Source organism: Rahnella inusitata (genome assembly GCF_018288855.1).
GTDB lineage: Bacteria > Pseudomonadota > Gammaproteobacteria > Enterobacterales > Enterobacteriaceae > Rahnella > Rahnella inusitata.
In genome coordinates this window covers 215,770-238,022 of sequence record NZ_CP065025.1, presented here as the reverse complement: position 1 = coordinate 238,022, position 22,253 = coordinate 215,770, and the positions used below count along the sequence as shown (strand labels likewise).

The 22,253-nt window shown below is 52.1% G+C and carries 14 protein-coding genes and 1 pseudogene; 1 reads left to right on the top strand and 14 read right to left on the bottom strand.

Annotated elements, in window-relative coordinates:
• Positions 1 to 188 precede the first annotated feature (188 nt).
• The 13 genes and pseudogenes from I2123_RS22895 to tssB form a co-directional block, all read right to left on the bottom strand.
• Positions 189 to 671 (bottom strand): hypothetical protein, encoded by a 483-nt coding sequence (locus I2123_RS22895; protein WP_213052874.1) that lies wholly within the window; start codon positions 669 to 671, stop codon positions 189 to 191.
• The gene (locus I2123_RS22890; RefSeq protein ID WP_213052873.1) at positions 672 to 2,894 is read right to left on the bottom strand and encodes a hydroxyethylthiazole kinase; all 2,223 of its coding nucleotides are present in this window, start codon (positions 2,892 to 2,894) and stop codon (positions 672 to 674) included.
• Between the two features lie 14 nt (positions 2,895 to 2,908).
• Complete coding sequence (locus tag I2123_RS22885; protein ID WP_213052872.1) at positions 2,909 to 5,251, bottom strand: type VI secretion system Vgr family protein; 2,343 nt, start codon at positions 5,249 to 5,251, stop codon at positions 2,909 to 2,911.
• 63 nt (positions 5,252 to 5,314) lie between these two features.
• A complete protein-coding gene (locus I2123_RS22880) occupies positions 5,315 to 5,860 on the bottom strand; it encodes a hypothetical protein (RefSeq protein WP_420834359.1) in 546 nt (181 codons plus the stop codon).
• 1 nt (position 5,861) lies between these two features.
• Positions 5,862 to 6,425: a transglycosylase SLT domain-containing protein gene (locus I2123_RS22875; protein ID WP_213052871.1), complete on the bottom strand. Its 564-nt coding sequence runs from the start codon at positions 6,423 to 6,425 to the stop codon at positions 5,862 to 5,864.
• Between the two features lies 1 nt (position 6,426).
• Positions 6,427 to 8,936, bottom strand: a pseudogene (locus tag I2123_RS22870) (type VI secretion system Vgr family protein).
• Positions 8,933 to 11,584: a type VI secretion system ATPase TssH gene (gene tssH / locus I2123_RS22865; RefSeq protein ID WP_213052870.1), complete on the bottom strand. Its 2,652-nt coding sequence runs from the start codon at positions 11,582 to 11,584 to the stop codon at positions 8,933 to 8,935. Before tssH ends, I2123_RS22870 begins: the two are co-directional and overlap by 4 nt.
• Positions 11,585 to 11,745: 161 nt before the next feature.
• Complete coding sequence (hcp, locus tag I2123_RS22860) at positions 11,746 to 12,237, bottom strand: type VI secretion system effector Hcp (RefSeq protein WP_112164047.1); 492 nt, start codon at positions 12,235 to 12,237, stop codon at positions 11,746 to 11,748.
• 32 nt (positions 12,238 to 12,269) lie between these two features.
• Complete coding sequence (locus tag I2123_RS22855) at positions 12,270 to 13,952, bottom strand: OmpA family protein (protein WP_213052869.1); 1,683 nt, start codon at positions 13,950 to 13,952, stop codon at positions 12,270 to 12,272.
• Positions 13,952 to 14,638: a type VI secretion system protein TssL, short form gene (tssL, locus tag I2123_RS22850; protein WP_213052868.1), complete on the bottom strand. Its 687-nt coding sequence runs from the start codon at positions 14,636 to 14,638 to the stop codon at positions 13,952 to 13,954. Before tssL ends, I2123_RS22855 begins: the two co-directional genes overlap by 1 nt.
• Positions 14,635 to 15,987, bottom strand: coding sequence for a type VI secretion system baseplate subunit TssK (gene tssK, locus I2123_RS22845; protein ID WP_213052867.1), 1,353 nt, complete (start codon positions 15,985 to 15,987; stop codon positions 14,635 to 14,637). Before tssK ends, tssL begins: the two co-directional genes overlap by 4 nt.
• Before the next feature lie 14 nt (positions 15,988 to 16,001).
• A complete protein-coding gene (gene tssC, locus I2123_RS22840) occupies positions 16,002 to 17,549 on the bottom strand; it encodes a type VI secretion system contractile sheath large subunit (RefSeq protein ID WP_213052866.1) in 1,548 nt (515 codons plus the stop codon).
• A 29-nt stretch (positions 17,550 to 17,578) separates the two neighbouring features.
• Positions 17,579 to 18,076 (bottom strand): type VI secretion system contractile sheath small subunit, encoded by a 498-nt coding sequence (tssB, locus tag I2123_RS22835; protein WP_112164052.1) that lies wholly within the window; start codon positions 18,074 to 18,076, stop codon positions 17,579 to 17,581.
• A gap of 862 nt (positions 18,077 to 18,938) precedes the next feature.
• Here tssB and I2123_RS22830 point away from each other — a divergent pair.
• Complete coding sequence (locus I2123_RS22830) at positions 18,939 to 20,486, top strand: methyl-accepting chemotaxis protein (protein ID WP_112164053.1); 1,548 nt, start codon at positions 18,939 to 18,941, stop codon at positions 20,484 to 20,486.
• 118 nt (positions 20,487 to 20,604) lie between these two features.
• Here I2123_RS22830 and I2123_RS22825 read toward each other — a convergent pair whose 3' ends face one another.
• Positions 20,605 to 22,152 carry a methyl-accepting chemotaxis protein gene (locus I2123_RS22825; RefSeq protein ID WP_213052865.1) on the bottom strand — a complete coding sequence of 516 codons (1,548 nt, stop codon included), beginning with the start codon at positions 22,150 to 22,152 and terminating at the stop codon, positions 20,605 to 20,607.
• Positions 22,153 to 22,253 lie beyond the last annotated feature (101 nt).

Sequence of the window (22,253 nt, the reverse complement as noted above, 5' to 3'; positions counted from 1 at the left end):
CTAAGTCCTGCGTGTAAATGTTAATGGTCAGCATTCCCCCAAAACGGATTAAAAATGAAATTAACTTATTCACCTCTCTCTCCTAGGTTGATTTAACTCAGGGGTTTCAAGCACAAAGTCACAATGATAATTCGTAAGTATTTCGCCTTAGATTAATTGGTATTGAAATCCCCATCTGGATATATGCATCATCTTATCTTGAATGAAAGATATATGCTTTTGTAATAATCAAAAAAGTAAGGATCGCCTCTGCCAGTAAAAATGAAATTTGTCTCTTTCGGTAAATCTATTTCTGCCTGAAAACACTGTTCAGAATGGTATCCAGCATCATCTTCAGACTTGCACGAAATTACTGCACTCATGCCGGTAAATTTCGGTGTGACATTTATATCTGCCAAAACCGGGATGCCTTCAGTTACTGCCTCCCATTCTCCGCCATCATTCATTGTGAAATAATCACTTTTCTCACTTGATGAATTCCTGCATAGCTTGAGGTAGTCGGATGAATTTGCATGCTCATCACTAATAATTAAACAATCATTTTTTTTGTTTACTTTCCATTTTACAGGGATATTTATAGCAGCCTCTTCCAAAAAAGTTGATTTATACTCTTCCCGGCTATAACACGAATTCGCAAACAAAAATAAAAAAAGTATCATAATGTTTTTCATTTACTCATCCCCAACAATAGAATATGTACTTTGCGTTGATTGAAATCTGCGCTCAAAAGATTGCTGATCCCATCTGTTTATTACCATGCTAACAGATCTTGAACTTTCGCGTGTAACTCCTGCATCTGCTCTTCGTAAAACTCCATTTTTTGCTACGAACTGCCCTCCTGAATCAATACAGTTATACGGTGTTGTCGATATATTTTGAGGATCATCGATTAAAGGAACCCTTAACCGATTTGGATTTCGCCACCAACTATCATCATAATCCGTACTACGCAACCATCCTCTATAAGTCCAATACCCCGAGTAATTCGCTAGGCCGGTTAACTGTTTAAATCCTCGCCCGCGGAATTTCATCCCATCTCCAATGTGAGATAAGTTTGAATCAATAGTTCTCCTTTGAGGTGCAGTTAAAATTGGCCTGCTACTTGAGTCTCTTCCAATAACCACAGTCAAAATGTTATTTCTTGAATCTCTTAAATCACTTTTAGTGACATTCCCCAAATCATTACCTTCACGCTCATAATTGTGGAAATAACCATAAATATCTGTCGGGTCAGCATAATACCCATTAATTTCTTCGGCAAATGATGGATGCTCTGGATGACGGTTAAATGAAACAGAACCCTCAACCATAAGATTTAAGTTTTGTGATTCAATTGCACCTTGTCCCAAGAAGTGAGCTGCGCGTATTGGATTATTCATGCCATATTTAATCAATATAGAGTTTATAGAATTACGATATTTCTCTCTAATATCTTTAGCTGTAGTGGAGTAAATCCTGCTTAAATCTATTTCATCTACCCAGCCACACTTCCTGAAATGCTCAATAAACCCACGCGGATCAAAATGCCATACTTTCCCTGACCCCAAGGCCCCTGAATCAAAACAAAGGGCCTCGGTATGCTGTTTAAACCTACCGTAGTCTTCTTCGCTCATCAGAATTCGCTCCTTCGATTCCTGAGATCCCGGTACTTGCCATGTTGCGGTTTTTTCCGGTGTACATTGCTCCCAGGGCAGACCAGTCATCAGCCATTTGTACCTGGCATCAATGGTGCTTTTTTCCCACTCAAACGGAATACAGCAGATAAGTTTGCTGTTTTGTGCCGCATACCTGTCTTCTTGCCTGAGATTTCTTATTGCCGCTGAGTTGCACTGGCTATGTGTGTCTTTATCATCATCAATCAGCTGCCATCCCATCCAGTGGGGGAAATCGGCATCGCTAAACTTTTTAACAGCCGCTACGGCCAGGTTCACAACACCTTGCCCGCCGGGATAATTTACGGTCATCCATAAGGGGGCATCAGCAGGAACCAGGGTTTCATGTTCGGTGTTGATAATGCGCCCAAAGCGCAGCAGTTCATACCCGGCGCTCGGACTTTGCGGATAGTGTGAGGTGGCTGTTTTATAAAGGTTGTATTCATAGTCCTCGCCGTCGGCATTGACCAGAGGTGAACCAACAGGCTCATAGGCACCTTCTTCCTGCGCGCGCTCCTGTCGCGTAATCATCGTGCATGCCCCTTTACTGAGACTCATGCTTGCATACAACGGAACCGCGCTGGTATGCACTTCATTCAAGTTCGTTGTGGTAGCTATATTAGCCGAAGGTCGCGCCTCATAAAATTTCGTTCCTGCAGGGAGATAAAAATGAACATCGCCGTAGACAACATCTGTCCGGCCACTTTCATTAATATTCAACTCGCCATTAGCTCTACCGGCCAATTTACTGACATTTGCCTCATCACAGAAAATCTGGAAATGAAATTCATTCTGCCCATCAGTCATTCCCGAAGAACCCAGCGGGGCTTTACGATAGATATTAGCGTCAGTTTTAATCTCTGCTTCAAGATGTTTCAGATGCATGTACAAAGAGTAATAAACAACCTTCCCATCTTCACCGGAACCGATTTCAGTCTCATGCTTCAATAAAACATAGCCATCATCCGTTCCTCTGAGAGGCGAATACTTCAGCGGGAATTGATCTCTTTTCCAGGGTTTTGAAGGCATTCGAAACGACACGACCGTACCGTCAGCTATTGCCCTGACCTTGTCAGGCAATGCGCCTGAGTCCGTATGTGGTATATGGATCCCACCATGCCATGAATCCGATGCATTAAGAGGATATCCTCTGCGGGAACTGACAGGCATCATCGCGTCAACCCAGTTATCATCTGACTGGGTTGCATCTCTTTCTCTCAGAAATGGAGGACTGATAATCATGTTGTGACTCCTTGTCAGGAAAAAGTGAAATGACTGGTGGGTTCAGTTGTTTCCGGGGCGATACTCGGAAAATCTTCTGGATTATTTGCCTTTTCCTGCCGACCGTAATTCCCCGCCTTTATCAGATAGTCACCCGCCGTACCAGACTCAATCTTGTTCTCATCCAGCGTGATATAACTGCCGCCGGCGTTAAGCGTGATCTTTTTCTTCGCAGTGATTTTGATTTCATCTTCGGTGCTGGTGATGGTGATGGCCTTACGGGCAAGCAGCTCCATGAGATCGTTTTGCGCCTGCACGGTTATCGGCCCCTGATTGGCGATAAGCTTCATGCCCAGCTTTCTGACGAAGATACTTAGGGTATTGCCTACGCCGATAAAGAAGTTTTTCGCGACGCTGACGTCGGCATTTTTACCGGCGGTGGCAATCAGGTTATCGCTGGCACTCATTTGCAGATGACCCCCGCTGCTCAACGCGATCCCCTTTGGCGCACTCAGTAATAGGACTGCCTGTTTAAGTTCTGTGAGGTTTTGCTGCAACAGACTGATTTGAGCCTGAAGATCTGATGGATTGGCCGTCGCCGTCTGGGCATTTTCGGAAATAGACTGCATCTGCTCATGGGCGTTTTTCAACACGCTGATAGCGGGTTGCATTTCCAGCACTTTCCCCTGAGCCTTTGCCTGCCCGTCGGCGCTGATGAAGATGCCTTTTTCCGCGCGAATTGCCCCGAAGCTGTCGGTGCGCAGTTCAAAGCCTTCCCCGCGCTGCTGCTTCGCCGCATCTACCAGATGTCCCAGGTTCAGCTGGCTTTTGCCGCCGTATTCGGTGCTGAGCTTGATGTGCTCTTTACCGCGCTCGTCTTCGAGACGCAGTTTGTTGTTTGACGGCGTGCGCAGGACGTTGCGCCTATAGTTCTTGATGGTGACGTGGTCGACGTGCGCCGAATCGTGCAGGACGTGGGCGATGTACGGGCGGTCCGGGTTGCCGTTCTCAAACGCAATCGCCACTTCGGTACCCGCCAGCAGCGGCATATGCATGCCGTAGGTGTCACCGGCGTAAGGGCGTGCCTGACGTACCCACAGGCTTTCGTAGCCCTGTTCCCACGCGTCCCGGTTGAACAGCATGTTGACGCGATAACGTCCGTCTTTATCGATATGACCGTAGGTATCGTTGGCGGTGGTGCTGGTGACGCGGGCGGGCAGGGTGCCGGCCATGACCGGTTTACTGGCCGGAGCAGGGCGGAAGCAGTAATCCTCGGAGTACGGGATGGCGTCGAATGCCACCTCAAAGCTTTTGTCGCGGCGCGCCGAGCAGCGGGTGTGAACAATAATCACGCCTTTGACGAATGCCGGAGGGGCATCGCCACCGGTCACTTTCAGCTCCATACCCGGTACTAAGGTGGCGGCGTTGGCGATACCGTTAAAGCGCGCCTGATTATTCAGATACTGCTCGTGGCGCAGGCGGGCGTAGAACGCGCCGCTTTCGGTTTGTGGCTCGCGGCCTTCGGCACCGGCGGTCAGGTAGTTATCGGCGTAGTGATAGGCTTCACCGTAGGTGGTGGCATCGCCGCGGGTGATATCGGCGCTGCCGGACAGGTCTGACGTCGCGGTGCGGTAGTTATAATCACCGGTGCTGACGGATTTTTGCACCACCTGATGGATACTCGACAGTGCCCACGCGGACTCGACCCCGCTGTCGTGCATGCCGGAAGGCGGCACGGCGTTGAGAGTTAGTCCTTGCTGGTAGAACTGCTGGTCGTCGTAAAACTCGACGACGTCGATGTTGAGTTTCGGGTCAGCGGTGAAACGGAACCAGATACCGACTTCGGCCAGCAGGCGTGAAATAAAACTCAGATCATCTTCGCCGTACTGCACCACCTGTTCGCGGCGCGGATACGCTTTGGCGAGCGTGAAAACAAAATCTTGTCCGCGCATATCGTGGCGGTCGCGCAGGATTTTATCTACGATGTCCGGCACGGACATGTCCTGATAAATGCGGTTCTGATGGCTGCGGGAAAGCAGGGCGAGGCGCGGTTGCAGACACAGCGCGTAGCGGCTCTCATCTTTAGAAGTGGAGAGATGCGTAAACGCGGTAACCACGCCCTGGATCACGCGCTGCGGTTGCTGAACGGAAACGCCAAAGGCTTCGGCGACGGGTGCCTGAAGCGTGAGTGAGGCGTCCTGCATCAGCATAGTTGTCGGGTCGATGTTTTTATCGGTGCTGGTGAACTGAATGTCGTACTTAAACGGCGAACTCAGCCACTCTTCGCCCTCAAAACTCAGCACATCCAGCGCTGTGCCGCTGCCGCGTACGGTGAGCTTGTGGTGGCTGTGGTCGAAAAATGGCAGTGAGTTCGTCATGTACAAATGTCCTTATCAGCATAATTAGCATTGTCAGCCACACCATATGAAATTTCTTGCGACTTACTTGAGGTTGAAAATTTTATAGCCTGTATTGGAGGGTAATTTATCTATATGACTCGAGCGTTCACCATCAGGTTTATTGCTATCGTAGATGATGTATTTTGTATCTTTGACACCATTATTTTCTTTATTTTTTATGACAACTAAGATGTTATCTTTACCGAACCATATTGATTCGGGTTTGTCTCTTTCTGCAAAGCAGAAACCTTCAGGTTCATTTTTCCCTTTGTCGCCGTTTCCCCAACCGTTGATCAAACATCCCTTGATGTATGGAGAACCATATTCAAGAGCGAAGATAATTGAATTGTTTATGCATTTTGAAAAAGCAATGTCCCCGACAAAATCGTGACTACCAGACGGGTTGTCTATAAAGGCCCCTGTGATTATGTTTCTGAACTTTAAGTACAGAGTGTCGCCATCAATTGTCTTTAAAGACAAGAGTTGTATTTCCTCACCTTGTTCTGATGTACAGCTTTTGACTTCTTTAATAGAATCAGCAAAGCATGGTAGGGTATAAAAACAAATGATAAAAATTATCATGCGCATGCTATTTACCTATTCCATCTCTAAGTATCTGCATATTATTTGGGTCTTTCACTAGTTTTTCCGCACATGGTTTGATGACGCTATAGTACGCTTCATTTGTACCACGGTAAGCTGTATACGCTTCTTCTAAAGATGATTTTTTATTAATCCAATACTGTAAATACTCAGTCCCAATTTTAACATTCTCGCTTTCGTCGTACATTTTATCAGACTGATAAAATATATTTGCATCTTCAAATGCCCGGTGAGTTTCTTTGTCACTTGGCATTTTACCTCCTTTAGCCTGCTGAACTCTATATTTAAATACTTGCTTTACAGCACCAAGTTGCATTTGCATTAACCCCTTAGCACTATGCTGATTCATTCCTGCAAATTTCTTAAATCTTGATTCCTTATATATTTGGCAAACTATATAATCAGTTTTCATAATGGATTTATTATTTTCGATCACTAGAGCCCTGACTTCTTTCAATCTTTTTGCATCGTCCACCATTATTTTCTTAGGTTTAGAGTCTCCCGTAGGAGTCAATTTTTCGCTATGTTCTTTTAAAGGTTTTTTTACCATGCTATTCTTCCTCGTCAATGTCATAAATTGATATTTTTGCAACTTCATTTTTCTTGGATGAGATTAATTCTGTCAAACCATTTTCATCAGTAACACCTTTAATTTTCACGCCTGTAGACAATTCCATTTCATAAGGCCAATCCTTAAGTGCTTGGCCAGTATTTTCATTGATAAGAGTGAAATGTAAATCATAGTCACCGGTTTTGATGATTGGCAAAGCCATAAAAATTGGCTTAATCACTGCTTTATCTAACCGCCCATAATTACCAGCCTTAGTCAGATATTCCCCGGCCGTACCCGATTCAATTTTGTTCTCATCGAGCGTGATGTAACTACCGCCTCCGTTAAGCGTGATTTTCTTCTTCGCCGTAATCTTGATTTCATCTTCGGTACTGATGATGGAGATCCCTTTGCGCGCTAATAACTCCAGCATATCGTTTTGCGCCTGAACGCTGACGGGGCCCTGATTGGCAATCAGCTTAATACCGAGTTTCCTCACAAAAACGCTGAGCATGTTTCCCACTCCGATAAAAAAATTCTTCGCCACACCGACGTCTGCGTTTTTACCGGCCGTTGCAATCAGGTTATCGCTGGCTGACATTTGCAAATGCTCCCCGCTGCTCAGCGCAATGCCTTTCGGGGCATGCATCAACAATACTGAAGCGGTCAAGTCTTTCACCCGTTGATTGATGAGTGAAACCTGTGCCGCCATATCGGCCGAGTTGCAGTCGCAGCTTGTGCGTCGTCGGAAAGTGATTGTGCCATCTCCCGCAAGGTGGTCATCTCACTCATGACCGCATCCATCTCCAGCACTTTCCCCTGAGCCTTTGCCTGGCCATCAGCGCTGATGAAAATCCCTTTCTGTGCGCGGATTGCCCCGAAGCTGTCGGTGCGTAGTTCAAAACCTTCCCCGCGCTGCTGCTTCGCCGCATCCACCAGATGTCCCAGGTTCAGCTGGCTTTTGCCGCCGTATTCGGTGCTGAGCTTGATGTGCTCTTTACCGCGCTCGTCTTCGAGGCGCAGTTTGTTGTTTGACGGCGTGCGCAGGACGTTGCGCTTGTAGTTCTTGATGGTGACGTGGTCGCCGTGCGCCGAATCGTGCAGGACGTGGGCGATGTACGGGCGGTCCGGGTTGCCGTTCTCAAACGCAATCGCCACTTCGGTACCCGCCAGCAGCGGCATATGCATGCCGTAGGTGTCACCGGCGTAAGGGCGTGCCTGACGTACCCACAGGCTTTCGTAGCCCTGTTCCCACGCGTCCCGGTCGAACAGCATGTTGACGCGATAACGTCCGTCTTTGTCGATATGACCGTAGGTATCGCTGGCGGTGGTGCTGGTAACGCGGGCGGGCAGGGTGCCGGCCATGACCGGTTTGCTGGCCGGAGCAGGGCGGAAGCAGTAATCCTCGGAGTACGGGATGGCGTCGAATTCCACCTCAAAGCTTTTGTCGCGGCGCGCCGAGCAATGGGTGTGAACAATAATCACGCCTTTGACGAAAGCCGGAGGGGCATCGCTGCCGGTCACTTTTATCTCCATACCCGGTACTAAGGTGGCGGCGTTGGCGATACCGTTAAATCGCGCCTGATTATTCAGATACTGCTCGTGGCGCAGGCGGGCGTAGAACGCGCCGCTTTCGGTTTGTGGCTCGCGGCCTTCGGCACCGGCGGTCAGGTAGTTATCGGCGTAGTGATAGGCTTCACCGTAGGTGGTGGCATCGCCGCGGGTGATATCGGCGCTGCCGGACAGGTCTGACGTCGCGGTGCGGTAGTTATAGTCACCGGTGCTGACGGATTTTTGCACCACCTGATGGATACTCGACAGTGCCCACGCGGACTCGACCCCGCTGTCGTGCATGCCGGAAGGCGGCACCGCGTTGAGCGTCAGCCCCTGCTGGTAGAACTGCTGGTCGTCGTAAAACTCGACGACGTCGATGTTGAGTTTCGGGTCAGCGGTGAAGCGGAACCAGATACCGACTTCGGCCAGCAGGCGTGAAATAAAGCGCAGATCATCTTCGCCGTACTGCACCACCTGTTCGCGGCGCGGATACGCTTTGGCGAGCGTGAAAACAAAATCCTGCCCGCGCATGTCGTGGCGGTCGCGCAGGATTTTATCTACGATGTCCGGCACGGACATGTCCTGATAAATGCGGTTCTGATGGCTGCGGGAAAGCAGGGCGAGGCGCGGTTGCAGACACAGCGCGTAGCGGCTCTCATCTTTAGAAGTGGAGAGATGCGTAAACGCGGTAACCACGCCCTGGATCACGCGCTGCGGTTGCTGAACGGAAACGCCAAAGGCTTCGGCGACGGGCGCCTGAAGTGTAAGAGAGGCGTCCTGCATCAGCATGGTTGTCGGGTCGATGTTTTTATCGGTGCTGGTGAACTGAATGTCGTACTTAAACGGTGAACTCAGCCATTCTTCGCCCTCAAAACTCAGCACATCCAGCGGTGCGCCGCTGCCGCGAACGGTGAGCTTGTGGTGGCTGTGGTCGAAAAATACCGAGGCAATACTCATTGTTCTTCCCCTTTGAACGCCAGCGTAATTCCTTCCTCTTCATCCCAGCCTAACGTCAGTGACGTCGTCCGCTGTTTCTGTGACATGCGGCTCAGCAGTTGCTGGCTCAGCACCGGCAAAATCTGCTGGTTGAGCAGGCTGTCGATGTTGCGTGCGCCAGTGTCCGGCAGCATGCAGGCGGCGACCAGCGTGTCGTAGAGGCTTTCTTCAATAATGCAGTTCAGGCCGTAATGTTTGTTCAGGCGCCTGGCCACTTGTGCCAGCTTCATCTCGACGATGGTGCGCAGAGCAGTGGCATCAAGCGGGCGGTAAATCAGTGTCTGGAAACGGGCCAGCAGCGCGGGCTGGAAGTGGTCGCGCAGTATCGGGCGCAGCAACTCCTGCAAATCGCCGCCGGTCGCTTCTGGCTGATCGTCCAGCAACTGCATCAGATGGTCACTGCCGAGGTTCGCGGTCATCAGGATCACGGTATTACGAAAGTCGATTTCGCGCCCTTCGCCGTCGCGCATGATGCCTCGGTCAAACACCTGATAGAACAGGTTGATGACGTCGCGATGAGCTTTTTCGACTTCATCCAGTAACACCACGCTGTACGGACGCTTGCGCACGGCTTCGGTGAGAATGCCGCCCTGACCGTAACCGACGTAGCCCGGAGGCGAGCCCTTGAGCTGGGACACGGTGTGCGCTTCCTGATACTCGGACATGTTGATAGTGATGAGCGATTTCTCGCCGCCGAACAGGGTATCGGCCAGCGACAGCGCGGTCTCAGTTTTACCGACGCCACTTGGGCCGACCAGCAGGAACACGCCCAGCGGACCGTTCTCGGAGGTCAGGCCTGTTTTCGCCGCGCGCAGGCGCTGCGCCATATCCATCAACGCCGCGTCCTGCCCGACCACGCGGGTGGCGAGGTGGTGTTCCAGCTGTAGCAAATCGGTCTGTTCGTCTTTTAGCAGGCTGGAGAGCGGTACGCCGGTCCAGTCGGCGATCACGGTGGCGACGGTACGGGCATCTACGTCCAGCGATAGCAGCGGCGCGTTGCCCTGCACGGCGCTCAGCTCTTCCTGCAATGCCGCCAGACGCGCTGGGTCGGCTGCCTCCTGACGGGCGTCGATAATCTGCGCGGTCAGATGTTTTTCAGCCTCGTACTGCTGTTCGAGTGTTTGCTGACTGACGGCCAGCTCTTCGCGACGTTTCTCCATCTGGTGCAGGCGGTCGGTGCCTACGTCCGGCAGCAGCAGTAAATCTTGTTCGATGGCCTGCTGTTCCATCGAAAGCGCCGCAAGCTCGGCGTTAATCGCCATCAGCGGCTCTGGCAAGGTGTCGATGCTCATGCGCACGCGAGCACCGGCGGTGTCGAGCAGGTCAACGGCTTTGTCTGGCAGCTGGCGGCCGGTGAGGAAACGACGTGACAGGGTCACGGCAGCGGTGATGGCGGCGTCGAGAATATGCACGCCGTGGTGCTGGGCGTAGCGACCTTTGAGGCCGCGCAGCATCAGGCTGGCTTTGGCGTCGTCCGGCTCGTCGACTTTGACCATCTGGAAGCGGCGCTCAAGGGCGGCGTCGCGCTCAAAATACTGTTTGTACTCTGACCAGGTGGTTGCCGCGATGGTACGCAGTTCGCCGCGGGCGAGGGCAGGTTTGAGGAGGTTGGCGGCGTCTGCGCCACCGGCCTGATTGCCCGCGCCGATGATGGTGTGCGCCTCGTCGATAAACAGCAGCACCGGCGTCGGCGACTGCTGCACGGCGTCGATGACGTTTTTCAGGCGCTGTTCGAACTCACCCTTCACACCGGCACCGGCCTGTAGCAGACCAAGATCGAGAGTGCGCAGGCTGACGGTTTTCAGGCTGTCCGGTACGTTACCTTCAGCAATGCGCAGCGCCATACCTTCGACCAACGCGGTTTTACCGACGCCGGGCTCACCGACCAAAATCGGGTTGTTTTTACGGCGGCGGGACAGGATGTCGATCATCTGGCGGATCTCGGTGTCGCGCCCGAAGATAGGGTCGATCTGCCCGGCTTTGGCTTTGGCCGTGACATCAAGGGTGAATTTATCCAGCGCGGCCTGCAGGGCTTCGCTCAGGTTCTGACCAGAAAGGGTATCGGCATTGGGTTTAGGGGCCACGTCGTTTAGGGAAGAGACCTGCATACTCAGACTGGCCTGCTGCTGCAGTTCAGGACGCTCATCGGACTGTGCGTCCAGTATAGGTTTCAGGCGGAGGATGTGTTCTTCGCTCAGGCTGAAAAGTGGCCACGCGCCTTCGCAATGCAACAGGCGGGGCTGAGCCAGCAGCGCTTCAAGCAGATTGATGCTGCGGATGGTCTGGTTATCTTCCTGAAGTGATGCCGCCAGCCAGCCCGCTTTCATCAGCGATTGTAAATTCTGAGAAAGTTGCGGACGGGAATGCACCGAACGCGGCAGGGCGTCGAGGTGTGAAAGCAGGCTTTGCCACAGGGCGTCCATGTCCCACTCGTAGCGGCGGGCGATCACAGTGATATCGCCTTCGCCCAGCTCCAGCAGCTTAAGCAACCAGTGCTCGATGGAGATCTCCGCATGGGCGCGGGTCTGGCAGAGCGTTGCGGCGGCTTCCAGAGCCTTTGCACAGTATGGGTTTAAACGACGAAGTAAAACGGCTGACTGGTTTTCCATGCTGAATTCCTTTTTCAGGTACGCTACCGCCCATAGCCTTTTCCGTTGCGGGAAACCCAGGCCCATAAGGTCGATGTCCGGTGATGTTTTTGTTTGCTCAACCGCCAAGCAGCGGCTCAGGAAACAAAAACAGCAGACGGCGAACCGTCTGCTAAAAAGTCTTACGCGGTAGTACGTTCGTTCCAGGAATCGGAATGAATGATGTTGCCGTCTTTGTAGGTCCAGGTGATTTTTTCGTAGCGCAATTCGATCGCTTCGAGGTGGTTATGTTTTTCCATTGCCGGATCTTTGATGTCGTGCATTTTTGGCGCGACTTTGACCAGCTTGACGTTTTCCAGTTTGGTGTTGAAGTACTCCACTTCCTGGCCTGCGTCATTGATGCGATACCATTTGAATTCGGCAGATTTCAGGGTCTGACCGGTGGTCACTGCTTTGTAGAGGTACGGGCTGGAGGAGTCGATTTCCTTGGTAAACAGGAACGGGGTATGAATACGGGTACCCGTCAGTTTGCCGGTATTGTTATCGGTCGGGATGTACAGGTTGTGATCCTGTGCTACCACTTCGATGCTGCCTTCACGATCTTTAACGTCTACGGAGCCTTTAATGTCCGCACCGCCGTCGTCTTTCAGCCACAGATAAACAGGAATTGCCATGAGTAAATCTCCATTTCTAGGTTAAGCACTCATCAATCATTTGATGAATGTGGGATTGCTGCTGCCTGACAGGCATTGGCCTGCGGCACCAGACTGATTTCGACACGGCGGTTGGCCGCGCGGCCTTCCGGGGTATCATTGGTTGCAATCGGGCGTGTTGCGCCATAGCCCTGAACGGCGAAGCAGGTCGGGGAGACATCGCTGGTTGAGAGCATCCAGTCGCGCAGCGCTTCAGCGCGTTTCTCGGATAAAATCTGGTTCGCCCGCGCATCGCCGGTGATATCGGTATGGCCCGCGACGACAATCAGCCAGCCCGGCTTGGCCTTGATGTCGATTAGCGCATTGACCAGCAGTTTTGTACTGTTGGGTTTGAGCTGATATTTGCCGGTGTCAAAGAGCGACAGAGCATCGAGGCGCACGGTTTTCGGCGTCTTTTTCTCCACGGGTGGGGGAGGCGGCGGTGGAACATAGTTTTTGATTGCCGCCATCAGCGGTAATCTCAACCGTTCGCCCTGATACAGTCCCAGCCCGAGACGAAGCGGTTCGCCGTTGCGGAACCAGTCGTTAAGCTGTGCTGCATCCTGACGCAATATCTCCACGGCCTTCGCTTTCGCTGTGTAATCCTGCATGCCGATACTCTCGTAATGGCGGATGTCGAAAGCGACGCGGTGCAATAACTGCCGGTTGTGCCAGGCGCTGCAACACAGTGCGATGACAGCCCCCAGCGTCAGCAATGTAACGGCATGGCGCAGCATCCTGCGGCGGGATGTCACACCACTGCCAGAAGGCAGGTCAGGGAAAATGAACTCTGGGAAGTGCAGATGACCGCCGTCCGCCTGCGGATGCCAGCCTGCCACCTGCGTCAGCGCAGTCCGGTCAGCCAGCCAGCGCTGCCAGAGGGAACCCGGCACGACGTGGTTCATTTTGCTTACCTGATGTAGGATCACCTGCTGAACGAATACGGGTGCCACATCTTCATTGCTTTCCTGCAATACCGGCATCACCTGCGCTTTAAGCCAGTCACTGTGCTCATTGAATAACGCTGTTTGTTTAAGGCGTTGAGCTTGCTCAGAAGCCCCCTCTTGACGCTGCCAGTTTGCCAGCGTTTCGGGCATGGTCAGGGTTGACCACAGCGTCACCGATTGAGATTTCTGCTGTGAAAGCCAGACCGGACTTTGCGTCAGACTGGTGGCTACGGTGCTGATCAGCACCAAAGGGATGGTGCGGCGGGTGTCACGTCGTAGCTGAACCATCTGCCAGCGCAGTTCATGCAGGGCGGACGTTAATGCGCGTTCATCACCATGTTGCTGCGGATTAACCACCTGCATCATTGCCAGCTGATTGATCCATTCAGGGCGTTGCCAGAGGATCTGCCTCACCAACTGGCGAAGTGAACCACTGTCATCGACGCGTACCCAACAGCCCTGTGCGGTCTGTTGTACCGCGTTGTCACCGAAGAGTAATGCCAGGTCATCACCACAAACCAGAACCACCGGCAGACGATAATTTTCTGCGGGAAGATTGGCTGACAAAGTGTCTGTCAGCTCAGCGTCTGGTTGAAGACCTGCACGCCACAGGCCGATAACACAAATAATGATGGTCAGCAAAAACGCCAGCCAGCGCGCTGCGGGAGATAAGGGCAGAAATACAAGGCACAACATGCCTGCCAGTAATCCGGCCCACAGCCATAAAACCCGTCGCCTCAGTGGACTCATTACACTGACCCCGGTAATAAGGTCGGCAATAACCCTGAAAGCCAGTGATCCAGCCCCCACCAGAGCAGGGCCACGATGCAGCTCGCAAGACACAGACGCACCGGCCAGTAACGAAGCCAGACACTCATGCGACTGCGAGAAGCCGCCACGGCGAGTGCCGGACAGGTTGGCGAAATTGTCAACGCTGGCACCCGCGCAGTAAGTTGATCCACCAACTGCTCTCGCTCGGCTACATCCGGGGAGCTGTAACCCCCCTGAAAACCCAGCATGAGTACCCGATGGAAACAGGTCAGCACGGCAATGTCGGGCGCAGGTTCACGTAAGACGGTACGCATGTGTTCATAGAGCAGGTTACCGGCGTCAAGCGTATTAAAGAAATGCGCCTGCAGCGGCGAATTGCACCAGACGAAATACGCATCATCCTGCACGCCGCGCCCTTTGACGGATTCATCCAGCAAAGCGCACTGGGCATAAAGGATATGCTGGATGCTCTGCTCGCTGACCCCTGCATTTTTGAGGTGCTGGCAGACGCGTTCGACATCAGCCACGCATTTTTTCCAGAATGTACGCCCTTCGCCGTCTGGCCAACTCACGCCCTGACGCAGGCTGATCACCTGTAACCAGGTGTCCTGAAGCAGGGCATCAATATCCACGGACTGCGCTTTATCTTTTATGGATTGGCTCATGCGCGTAACACCGCAAACAGTTCAAGCTGGATCTCACCCAGTGTGCCCGGAACATAGAATACGCAGGCACCCGCTTCCATCATCTGCTTCGCGGCAGGATGGTTGAGGTCTAGGGAGAAATACTGGTTTTCCAGTCGTAACGGGATTGCTGCCGGTACATGGCTCAGAGGCGTCAGCGGGATCCCGCTCAGCGCCACGTTTACTACGTTACCCACGTCATCCGGCGCACCGACTTTGCAGAGCCGTGGGAACTGCGTTTGCAACTGGGCAGAAGAGAGGGTTGAGCGGACGGACAGATAGAAATCCACCCCTTCGCGCAGACGCGGATCGTGCAGGTTACCGCGCCATTGGTTAATGCGGGAGTCATGTACCAGTTCAATCGCGACAACACGGGAAGGCAGGCTGGCTTCGAGCAGGACATTGAGCAGCGCAAACAGCGGCGGAAAAACGGCTGTCAGGCGGTCATGCTGATAGGCGGGAATTGCCGTGACGTCGTGCTCGAGCGAAAACGTCAGCAGGTTACCGGCCAGACGTGCCAGTTCCTGATACAAACGTTCAGGATGCACCTGCGGATAGCGCTGGAAATTCCCCAGTACGGGCTCAGCGCCGTTAAGGGCGTTCAACAGCCAGAACAGTGACACGTCAGCGACGGCAAAGTCGGCCATGCGGGCATTGCTTTCACGGCGCATTCCCATCAGGCGCTGTAATCGCGCCCGTAGTTGTACCATCAGTATTTCCAGTTGCTCACCGCACCAGTGGCTGGCTTGCAGGCTCAGCAGCGGAGGAATGAAGTGAGTATCCAGCGCCCAGCTACCCTGCGCATCTCGCAGTAAACGGGCGACAGGACAGACCTGATAATCGCCGTTTTCCTGTGAATCAAGTCGCAGCGTCAGTTCGTGCGTCATGACGGCGACCTGCTTCTTATCGTCGCCGTAATAGTTTTGTATATCCCGCCACGCCTGACGATAACGCACCGGACGTTCGGCGCGCTCATCAGGTTGCAGACAGTTGCCACCGTTGGCATACAGTTGAGGCATTGCCAGCATCACCGTGGTTTCAACTGCGTCAGCGGGAAGGCTGGCGGCAAGCGTTAGCGTAGGTGGGAGTAAATCGGCACAATCGGTATCGATCAGAACGCCATCCTGAAAACGGACATTTAGACGTTCTGCTTTCAAACGCCCTTGCGCCAGCGCATCCTGCTCGAACGTAGCATGAAGCACCCCCCACGGATGGAGGACGCCCATTTGCGCGATGCATTCGTTTGTCCAGGCCTCCAGGGAGGCCTGTTGTTGAAACTGTTGCGGTGAAACCAGAATTCCGCGTGTCCACAGGGGACGTTCAATCTTCATTGCGCCTCCCGGCTTTAAGCTTTCGCTTTAGGCATCTGAGAAACCAATGACAGGTTCACGTCCATGCCTTCGACCTGGAAATGCGGTACGGCGTACAGTTTCACGCGGAAGAAGCCAGGGTTGTCTTCGATATCTTCTACGGTCACTTTGGCATCGCGCAACGGGTGAGAGGCTTGCAGGTCATCGCCCGGATCGGTCATTTCGGTGACCAGCGTGCGGATCCAGGTGTTCAGCTCCAGCTCCAGCAGGCGGCGGTCTTTGGTCGTACCGATGTTTTCGCGCTGAATCAGTTTCAGGTAATGCGCGATGCGCGACAGCAGGAAGATGTACGGCAGACGCGCATTGATGCGGCTGTTGGCCGTGGCATCAGCGGTGTCGTACAGGGCGGGTTTCTGCGCGGAGTTAGCAGAGAAGAAGCAGGAATAGTCGCGGTTTTTGTAGTAAGACAGCGGGATGAAGCCCAGGTTGGCAAACTCAAACTCGCGTGTTTCCGGGATCATGACTTCGGACGGAATTTTCACCTGATTGCCGGTGCCCAGATCATACAGGTGGATTGGCAGATCGGTCACTGCGCCGCCGGCCTGCGGGCCACGGATTTGCACGCACCAGCCGTTCTTGATGAAGCTTTTCACCATGTTGGCGGCGAAAGCGAACGCGGCGTTGGTCCACAGATATTTCTCGTGATCCGGACCTTTCACTTCTTCGACGTAGTTGAAGCTGCGTACCGGTACGGTGTCCGGGCCGTAAGGCAGACGACCGAGCACGCGCGGCATGGTCAGGCCGATATAGCGGGCGTCATCAGAGTCGCGGAAGGATTTCCACTTAGTGTATTCTGCGCGGTCAAAGTAGTTGCCGATGTCTTTAATCGCAGCCACTTCTTCCATAGAATCTTTCAGGAAGAATGCGGGGCCGACGGAGCCGACGAACGGCATGTGCGCGGCAGCGGACACTTTAGAAATGTTGCGCAGCAGCGCGATGTCCTGTGCGCTGGCATCAAACTCGTAGTTGGAAATCACAGAACCAATCGGCTCGCCGCCCGGCGTGTCATATTCCTGAATGTAAGCGTGACGGTACAGGCCGCTTTGGATGATTTCAGGGCAATCTTCGAAATCCTGACGCAGGTCGTCTTTGGAGACGTCCAGCAACTCGATTTTCACGTTTTGACGAAAATCGGTGCGGTCGACCAGGAACTTCAGGCCACGCCAGCCAGACTCCACGCGCTGAAAATCCGGGTGGTGCATCACTTCGTCCAGCTGACGGCTGATCTGATCGTCGAGCATGGCGATGTGACCGTCCAGCAGGGTTTTATCCAGACGTTCGACTTTTTGACCTGAGAGTTTCAGGCGCTCAAGGAACACCTGAACTGCCGCGGTGACGCGTTCGTCGGTGGTGACATCAGACATCGCCTGATTGTCCTGGAAGATATTGACGTCGCCCAGAGAGGCGACCGGGGTCAGATTGATTTTTTCAAACAAAGACGCATAAACACTTCCTGCGTCGGCACGTTCCAGCACGGTTGTGCGGCTTTCTTGCGTATTTTCTGTGTTCACAGACATGAGCATGATCTCGAGTTGATCCGATTCAGGAAGAGTTAAACGTTCTGAGGCGCCAGAGCCGCCAGTTCCGCGCGCAGGTCATCACTCAAATGGTCATCTTTGAGGATGGTTTCGAGTTCTTTGCGGAAGGTGGCGTTGTCTAAAAGGTTAGATTTGAGGTCGCGTAACAAGTTACGCATCGCCAGCATGGCGCGCAGTTGCGGGATCTGACGGGCAACCTGCTCAGGCTCGAAATCCTTCATGTCTTTAAAGCTGAGCTTGATACTTTCTTCACTGCGATCGCCGGCCAGCGTGTTTTCCACAGTCAGGTCCAGCGCCGGGCTGAATTCCGCTAATACGCTGTTAAAGTTATTTTTGTTGATGTTAGTTTTTTCACGTTCGGAAAGAGGGCGGGTTTCTTTACCATTGCTGTAGTCGCCCATTACCATAAGTTTTAAAGGTAATTCGACTTTCTTCTGTGCGCCGCCGGTGTGTAAGTCCAGTTTGATATTAACGCGTGCTTTGGGTATTTCTTCCTGAAAGCTATTAGACATGCCTATCCCTTACTATGGAGTGATAAACGCTGCCAATGTGTCAGTAAATAAATGAAAGACTGGCAACCCTGCCATGCAACGACATCCATATACGCACCTGTGTGTGCAATTTAAATTAGGGTCACAAGCGAGACAAAATATTTATGGAGACATTTCGCAGTGTGTTTTGAATTTATCTTTAAAGAGAAATTTAAGATAAGTACCTGTGGTTGGTATCTTAGAAACATTAGTGATTCTATTGAAAACTAAAAAATGTAACTAAACATTGCTACTTAAGAGGCGTGGCGATAACGATCATTTTACTGATTTATAGGAATTTTCTTCACATGAACCCGCAAGGTGCACGGTGTAAGGGTTTGACTGTTTCAATTCTTTTTTAATTATCTAGGATTTTTCGTAACTGGCGCACAGTTTAGGATAAATTAATCCAATTTTTTCCAAAAAATAAATTTTTGGAAACCGCTGGAAGGTGGGTTAATTATAAGAATTTTTCTCATTGAGATGCAGTAATATTCGTAACGTGAAGTTCTCACTCAGCAAGGTCATGCAGCGTTTTAACGCATTAATTACAATTTTGAATTATATACGTCATAAATCTTAGGGTTCATGTGAGTGTGAATGATGAGGATATAAAGTATTGATCATGCCCATTCTAACGTGAAAGTTAAAAAATCGTACAGATGATAAGAATTTTCCTGCGCTAGAGTAATCAGGGAATATTTAGCAGAATATTCACTCTGTCCTGGGAGACCCGCAGATCGATCATCCTGCCGTAAATTTGTGATAACACGCACGTTATTCTAAACTTTTTGTGGAATATGCCGATAAATAGACTCCTAGTCTGATGCATAAGAGTCCATCTATGTCGCTTAAAAAGTCTTCTTTGCTTGTTCTTATTGTCCTTTTTGCTCTTTTCTTCGCCAGCATGATGTCAAATGTCTGGTTGCTTACGCGAAGTAATCATTCGCTGGATGATGTGAATAAAGAAATCCGCGTGGTGCTTTCTATCATTGATCCGATCAACCACAGCCGTACGTCTCGCGTGCGGGTGATGGAATATATGAAAGAAATCGAGAACGGTAACGACCAGCAGCTGAAACCGGCGCTGGACGGAGTCACTGAAGCCACCGGCAAAGCCGATGCTGCCTTCCAGGCGTATCTTAATGCGCCAAAGTTGCCGGGGGAGGCGCCTCTTGCCGATGCGTATCGCGAAACGTACCTGAATTATCGCCAGAACGGTATCCAGCCTCTGATCCAGGCCGCGCAGGCAGGGGATCAGGCCCAGTTCAAAGCGCGTATTCCGGCGGTGGTGACACTAGATCGTCAGTATGAAATCGTGCTTGATAAAGTATTGGCGTTGCATGAAAAATACGCTAAAAACCTCAACAGTGAAGCACAAAGCAACTTCAATTCTGGCATCGGTCTGACAGTCGCGTTCTGTCTGTTATTCCTGGTGGTGATCCTTGCCGTGTTAATTTTCCTGAAACGTTACGTGCTGAACCCGCTGATAAGTTCACGTGACCATTGTCGTCAGATCGCCGAAGGCTATCTGGACACGCCGGTACCGGTAAAAGCGAATTCCCGCAGTGAGATCCAGGAGCTGATGAAATCGATGGAGCATATGCGCCTGGCGCTGACGCAGATTATCAGTCAGGTACGTGATACCAGCCACACGGTGGCGCACGCGTCGCAGGAAATTTCGGCGGGGAATATCGATCTGGCCTCGCGCACGGAACAGCAGGCGGCGGCGTTGACAGAAACCGCTGCCAGTATGGAAGAGCTGGGCGCAACGGTAAAACAGAATACCGAAAACGTCGTTCGAGCCAGTAGTCTGACCCGTGAAGCGGTGAAGAATGCCCGCGCCGGTGAGAAAGTGGCTCAGGAAGTGATTCAGACTATGGGTCGCATCAACAGTAGTTCTAAAAAAATCGAAGATATTACCGGTGTGATCAACAGTATTGCGTTCCAGACCAATATTCTGGCACTGAATGCTGCCGTGGAAGCCGCCCGTGCGGGTGAACAGGGGCGCGGTTTTGCCGTTGTCGCCAGTGAAGTGCGTAACCTGGCGCAGCGCAGCGCCGTGGCCGCGAAGGAGATCGAGAACCTGATTTCTGAATCGGTTGCCAATATAAAAGAAGGGTCGGATCAGGTTTCCCGTACCGGTGATTCCATTACGGCGATCATTACGTCGGTAACACAGGTGGATGTGCTGATGGAGCACATCTCGACGGCGTCGGATGAGCAAAGTCGTGGGATCAGTCAGATAGAACAGGCGGTGACAGAAATTGACGGTGTGACGCAGCAAAATGCGGCGCTGGTTCAGGAATCCGCGGCAGCAGCCGCGTCGCTTGAAGAGCAAGTGCATCACCTGACGAATTCTGTGTCGGCGTTCCGCTTAGCGGCGGTGTAATGATTACGCCGGGCTTTATCGCCCGGCTATTTATGTCCCAAATATACCCGTCATCTGAAGACAAGATAAATCGCGAAACTTACGAGATTTAAATGCTAGAAAGCCGCCATCAAATCAGTTATCGAAATACGCCAACCGCATCAACCAGTCTTTCCGCCTGCTTTTTCAAAGCAGATGAAGCCAGTGCACCTTCTTGCACCTGAACGGAATTCTGATGAGTAATGCGATCTAACTCCTCGATGGCTTTAGCGATATCCAATAATCCCAAATTTTGTTCGCCGGTGGCCGTTCGGATTTGGGCAATAAGCGCTGAAACGTTCTGAACCTGCAACACAATCTCCTCCATGGTTTTTCCAGCCTGCGCCACCTGTTTTGAACCGGAAATAACCGTATCGGCACTGGCATCAATCAGCCGTTTAATTTCACTGGCAGCAGATGCGCTGCGTTGCGCCAGACTACGCACTTCTCCGGCGACGACGGCAAATCCTTTACCCTGTTCACCCGCACGCGCCGCTTCGACGGCGGCGTTCAGTGCAAGAATGTTGGTCTGGAACGCGATGCTATCTATCACATTCGTAATTGATGCGATTTGCTCAGAACTGGCAGTAATTTCCTGCATCGTGCCGACAACGGCTTGCATCGCGCTGCTGCCTTTTTCTGCTGCCTGACTGGCATCGAGCGATAACTTATCGGCCTCGGCGGCGGTTTGCGTGTTGCTTTGTACGGTTGCACTCATTTCATTCATTGCGGCAGCGGTTTCGCCAACGTTGGCTGCCGTCTGTTCGGTCCGCTGACTGAGGGAATCATTTCCCTGCGCCAGAGACTCACTGGCGATTTTCACTTTCTGCGCCTGACTGTGAATATCGTCCACCATCCACCGGCAAATAAGACCAAGTTGCCCGACTGACCGCAGCGTCATACCAATTTCATCCGTCCGCTCCATTGGCGCGATCGTATGGCTGGCACCGCTCGCAACCTGCAGAGTCTGTTTGCACAGTTGTTCGAGCGGTCGGGTAATTTGCCATTCGAGCCACAGGCCAAGAAAGAAGATTACCAACGCGTTAAATGCCAGAACGGAAATCATTTGTGACGCGGTCAGTGCGGAGAGCATCGATACCATGACGGAATTGATCAAAAGAAGTGCGAGTAATCCGCTGCGGATCCTCCAGCGAACGGAAAGTGTTTTCAGTACGGAGAGCCCGCGGGTGACGCCGGTGCGGATCAGTAAACCTTTATGCAGTCTGCGGTTGTTGAGTTCACCGCGATTCATTTTATCGTACAGCGACTGAGCCCCGGTGATTTCCGCCGCGGTCGGTTTTGTCCGTACCGAAAGATAACCGCGGGTCTGGCCGCCGCGAATGATCGGCACCACGTTGGCGCGCACCCAGTAATGATCGCCGTTACGTCGGCGATTTTTCACCAGCGCCGTCCACGGAAAACCTTGTTGCAGCGTCGACCACATATCTTTGAATGCCTGAGGCGGCATATCGGGATGACGAACAATATTATGCGGCTGGCCGATGATGTCTTCGCTGGCAAAACCGCTGACGTCAATAAACGCATCGTTGGCGTAAGTTATCTGGCTGCTGGCGTCCGTCGTCGACATTAATGTGGCATCGTCGGGATACTGATATTCCTGCTGAGATACAGGCTGGTTATTGCGCATGGTGACTTATTCCCTTGTCAGGCTGCGATTGAAATAGATAACTGTTCCTTAACTATCAGGTTGTCGGCCTCAGAGAAATTTTCTTTAGGGATGTCACACTG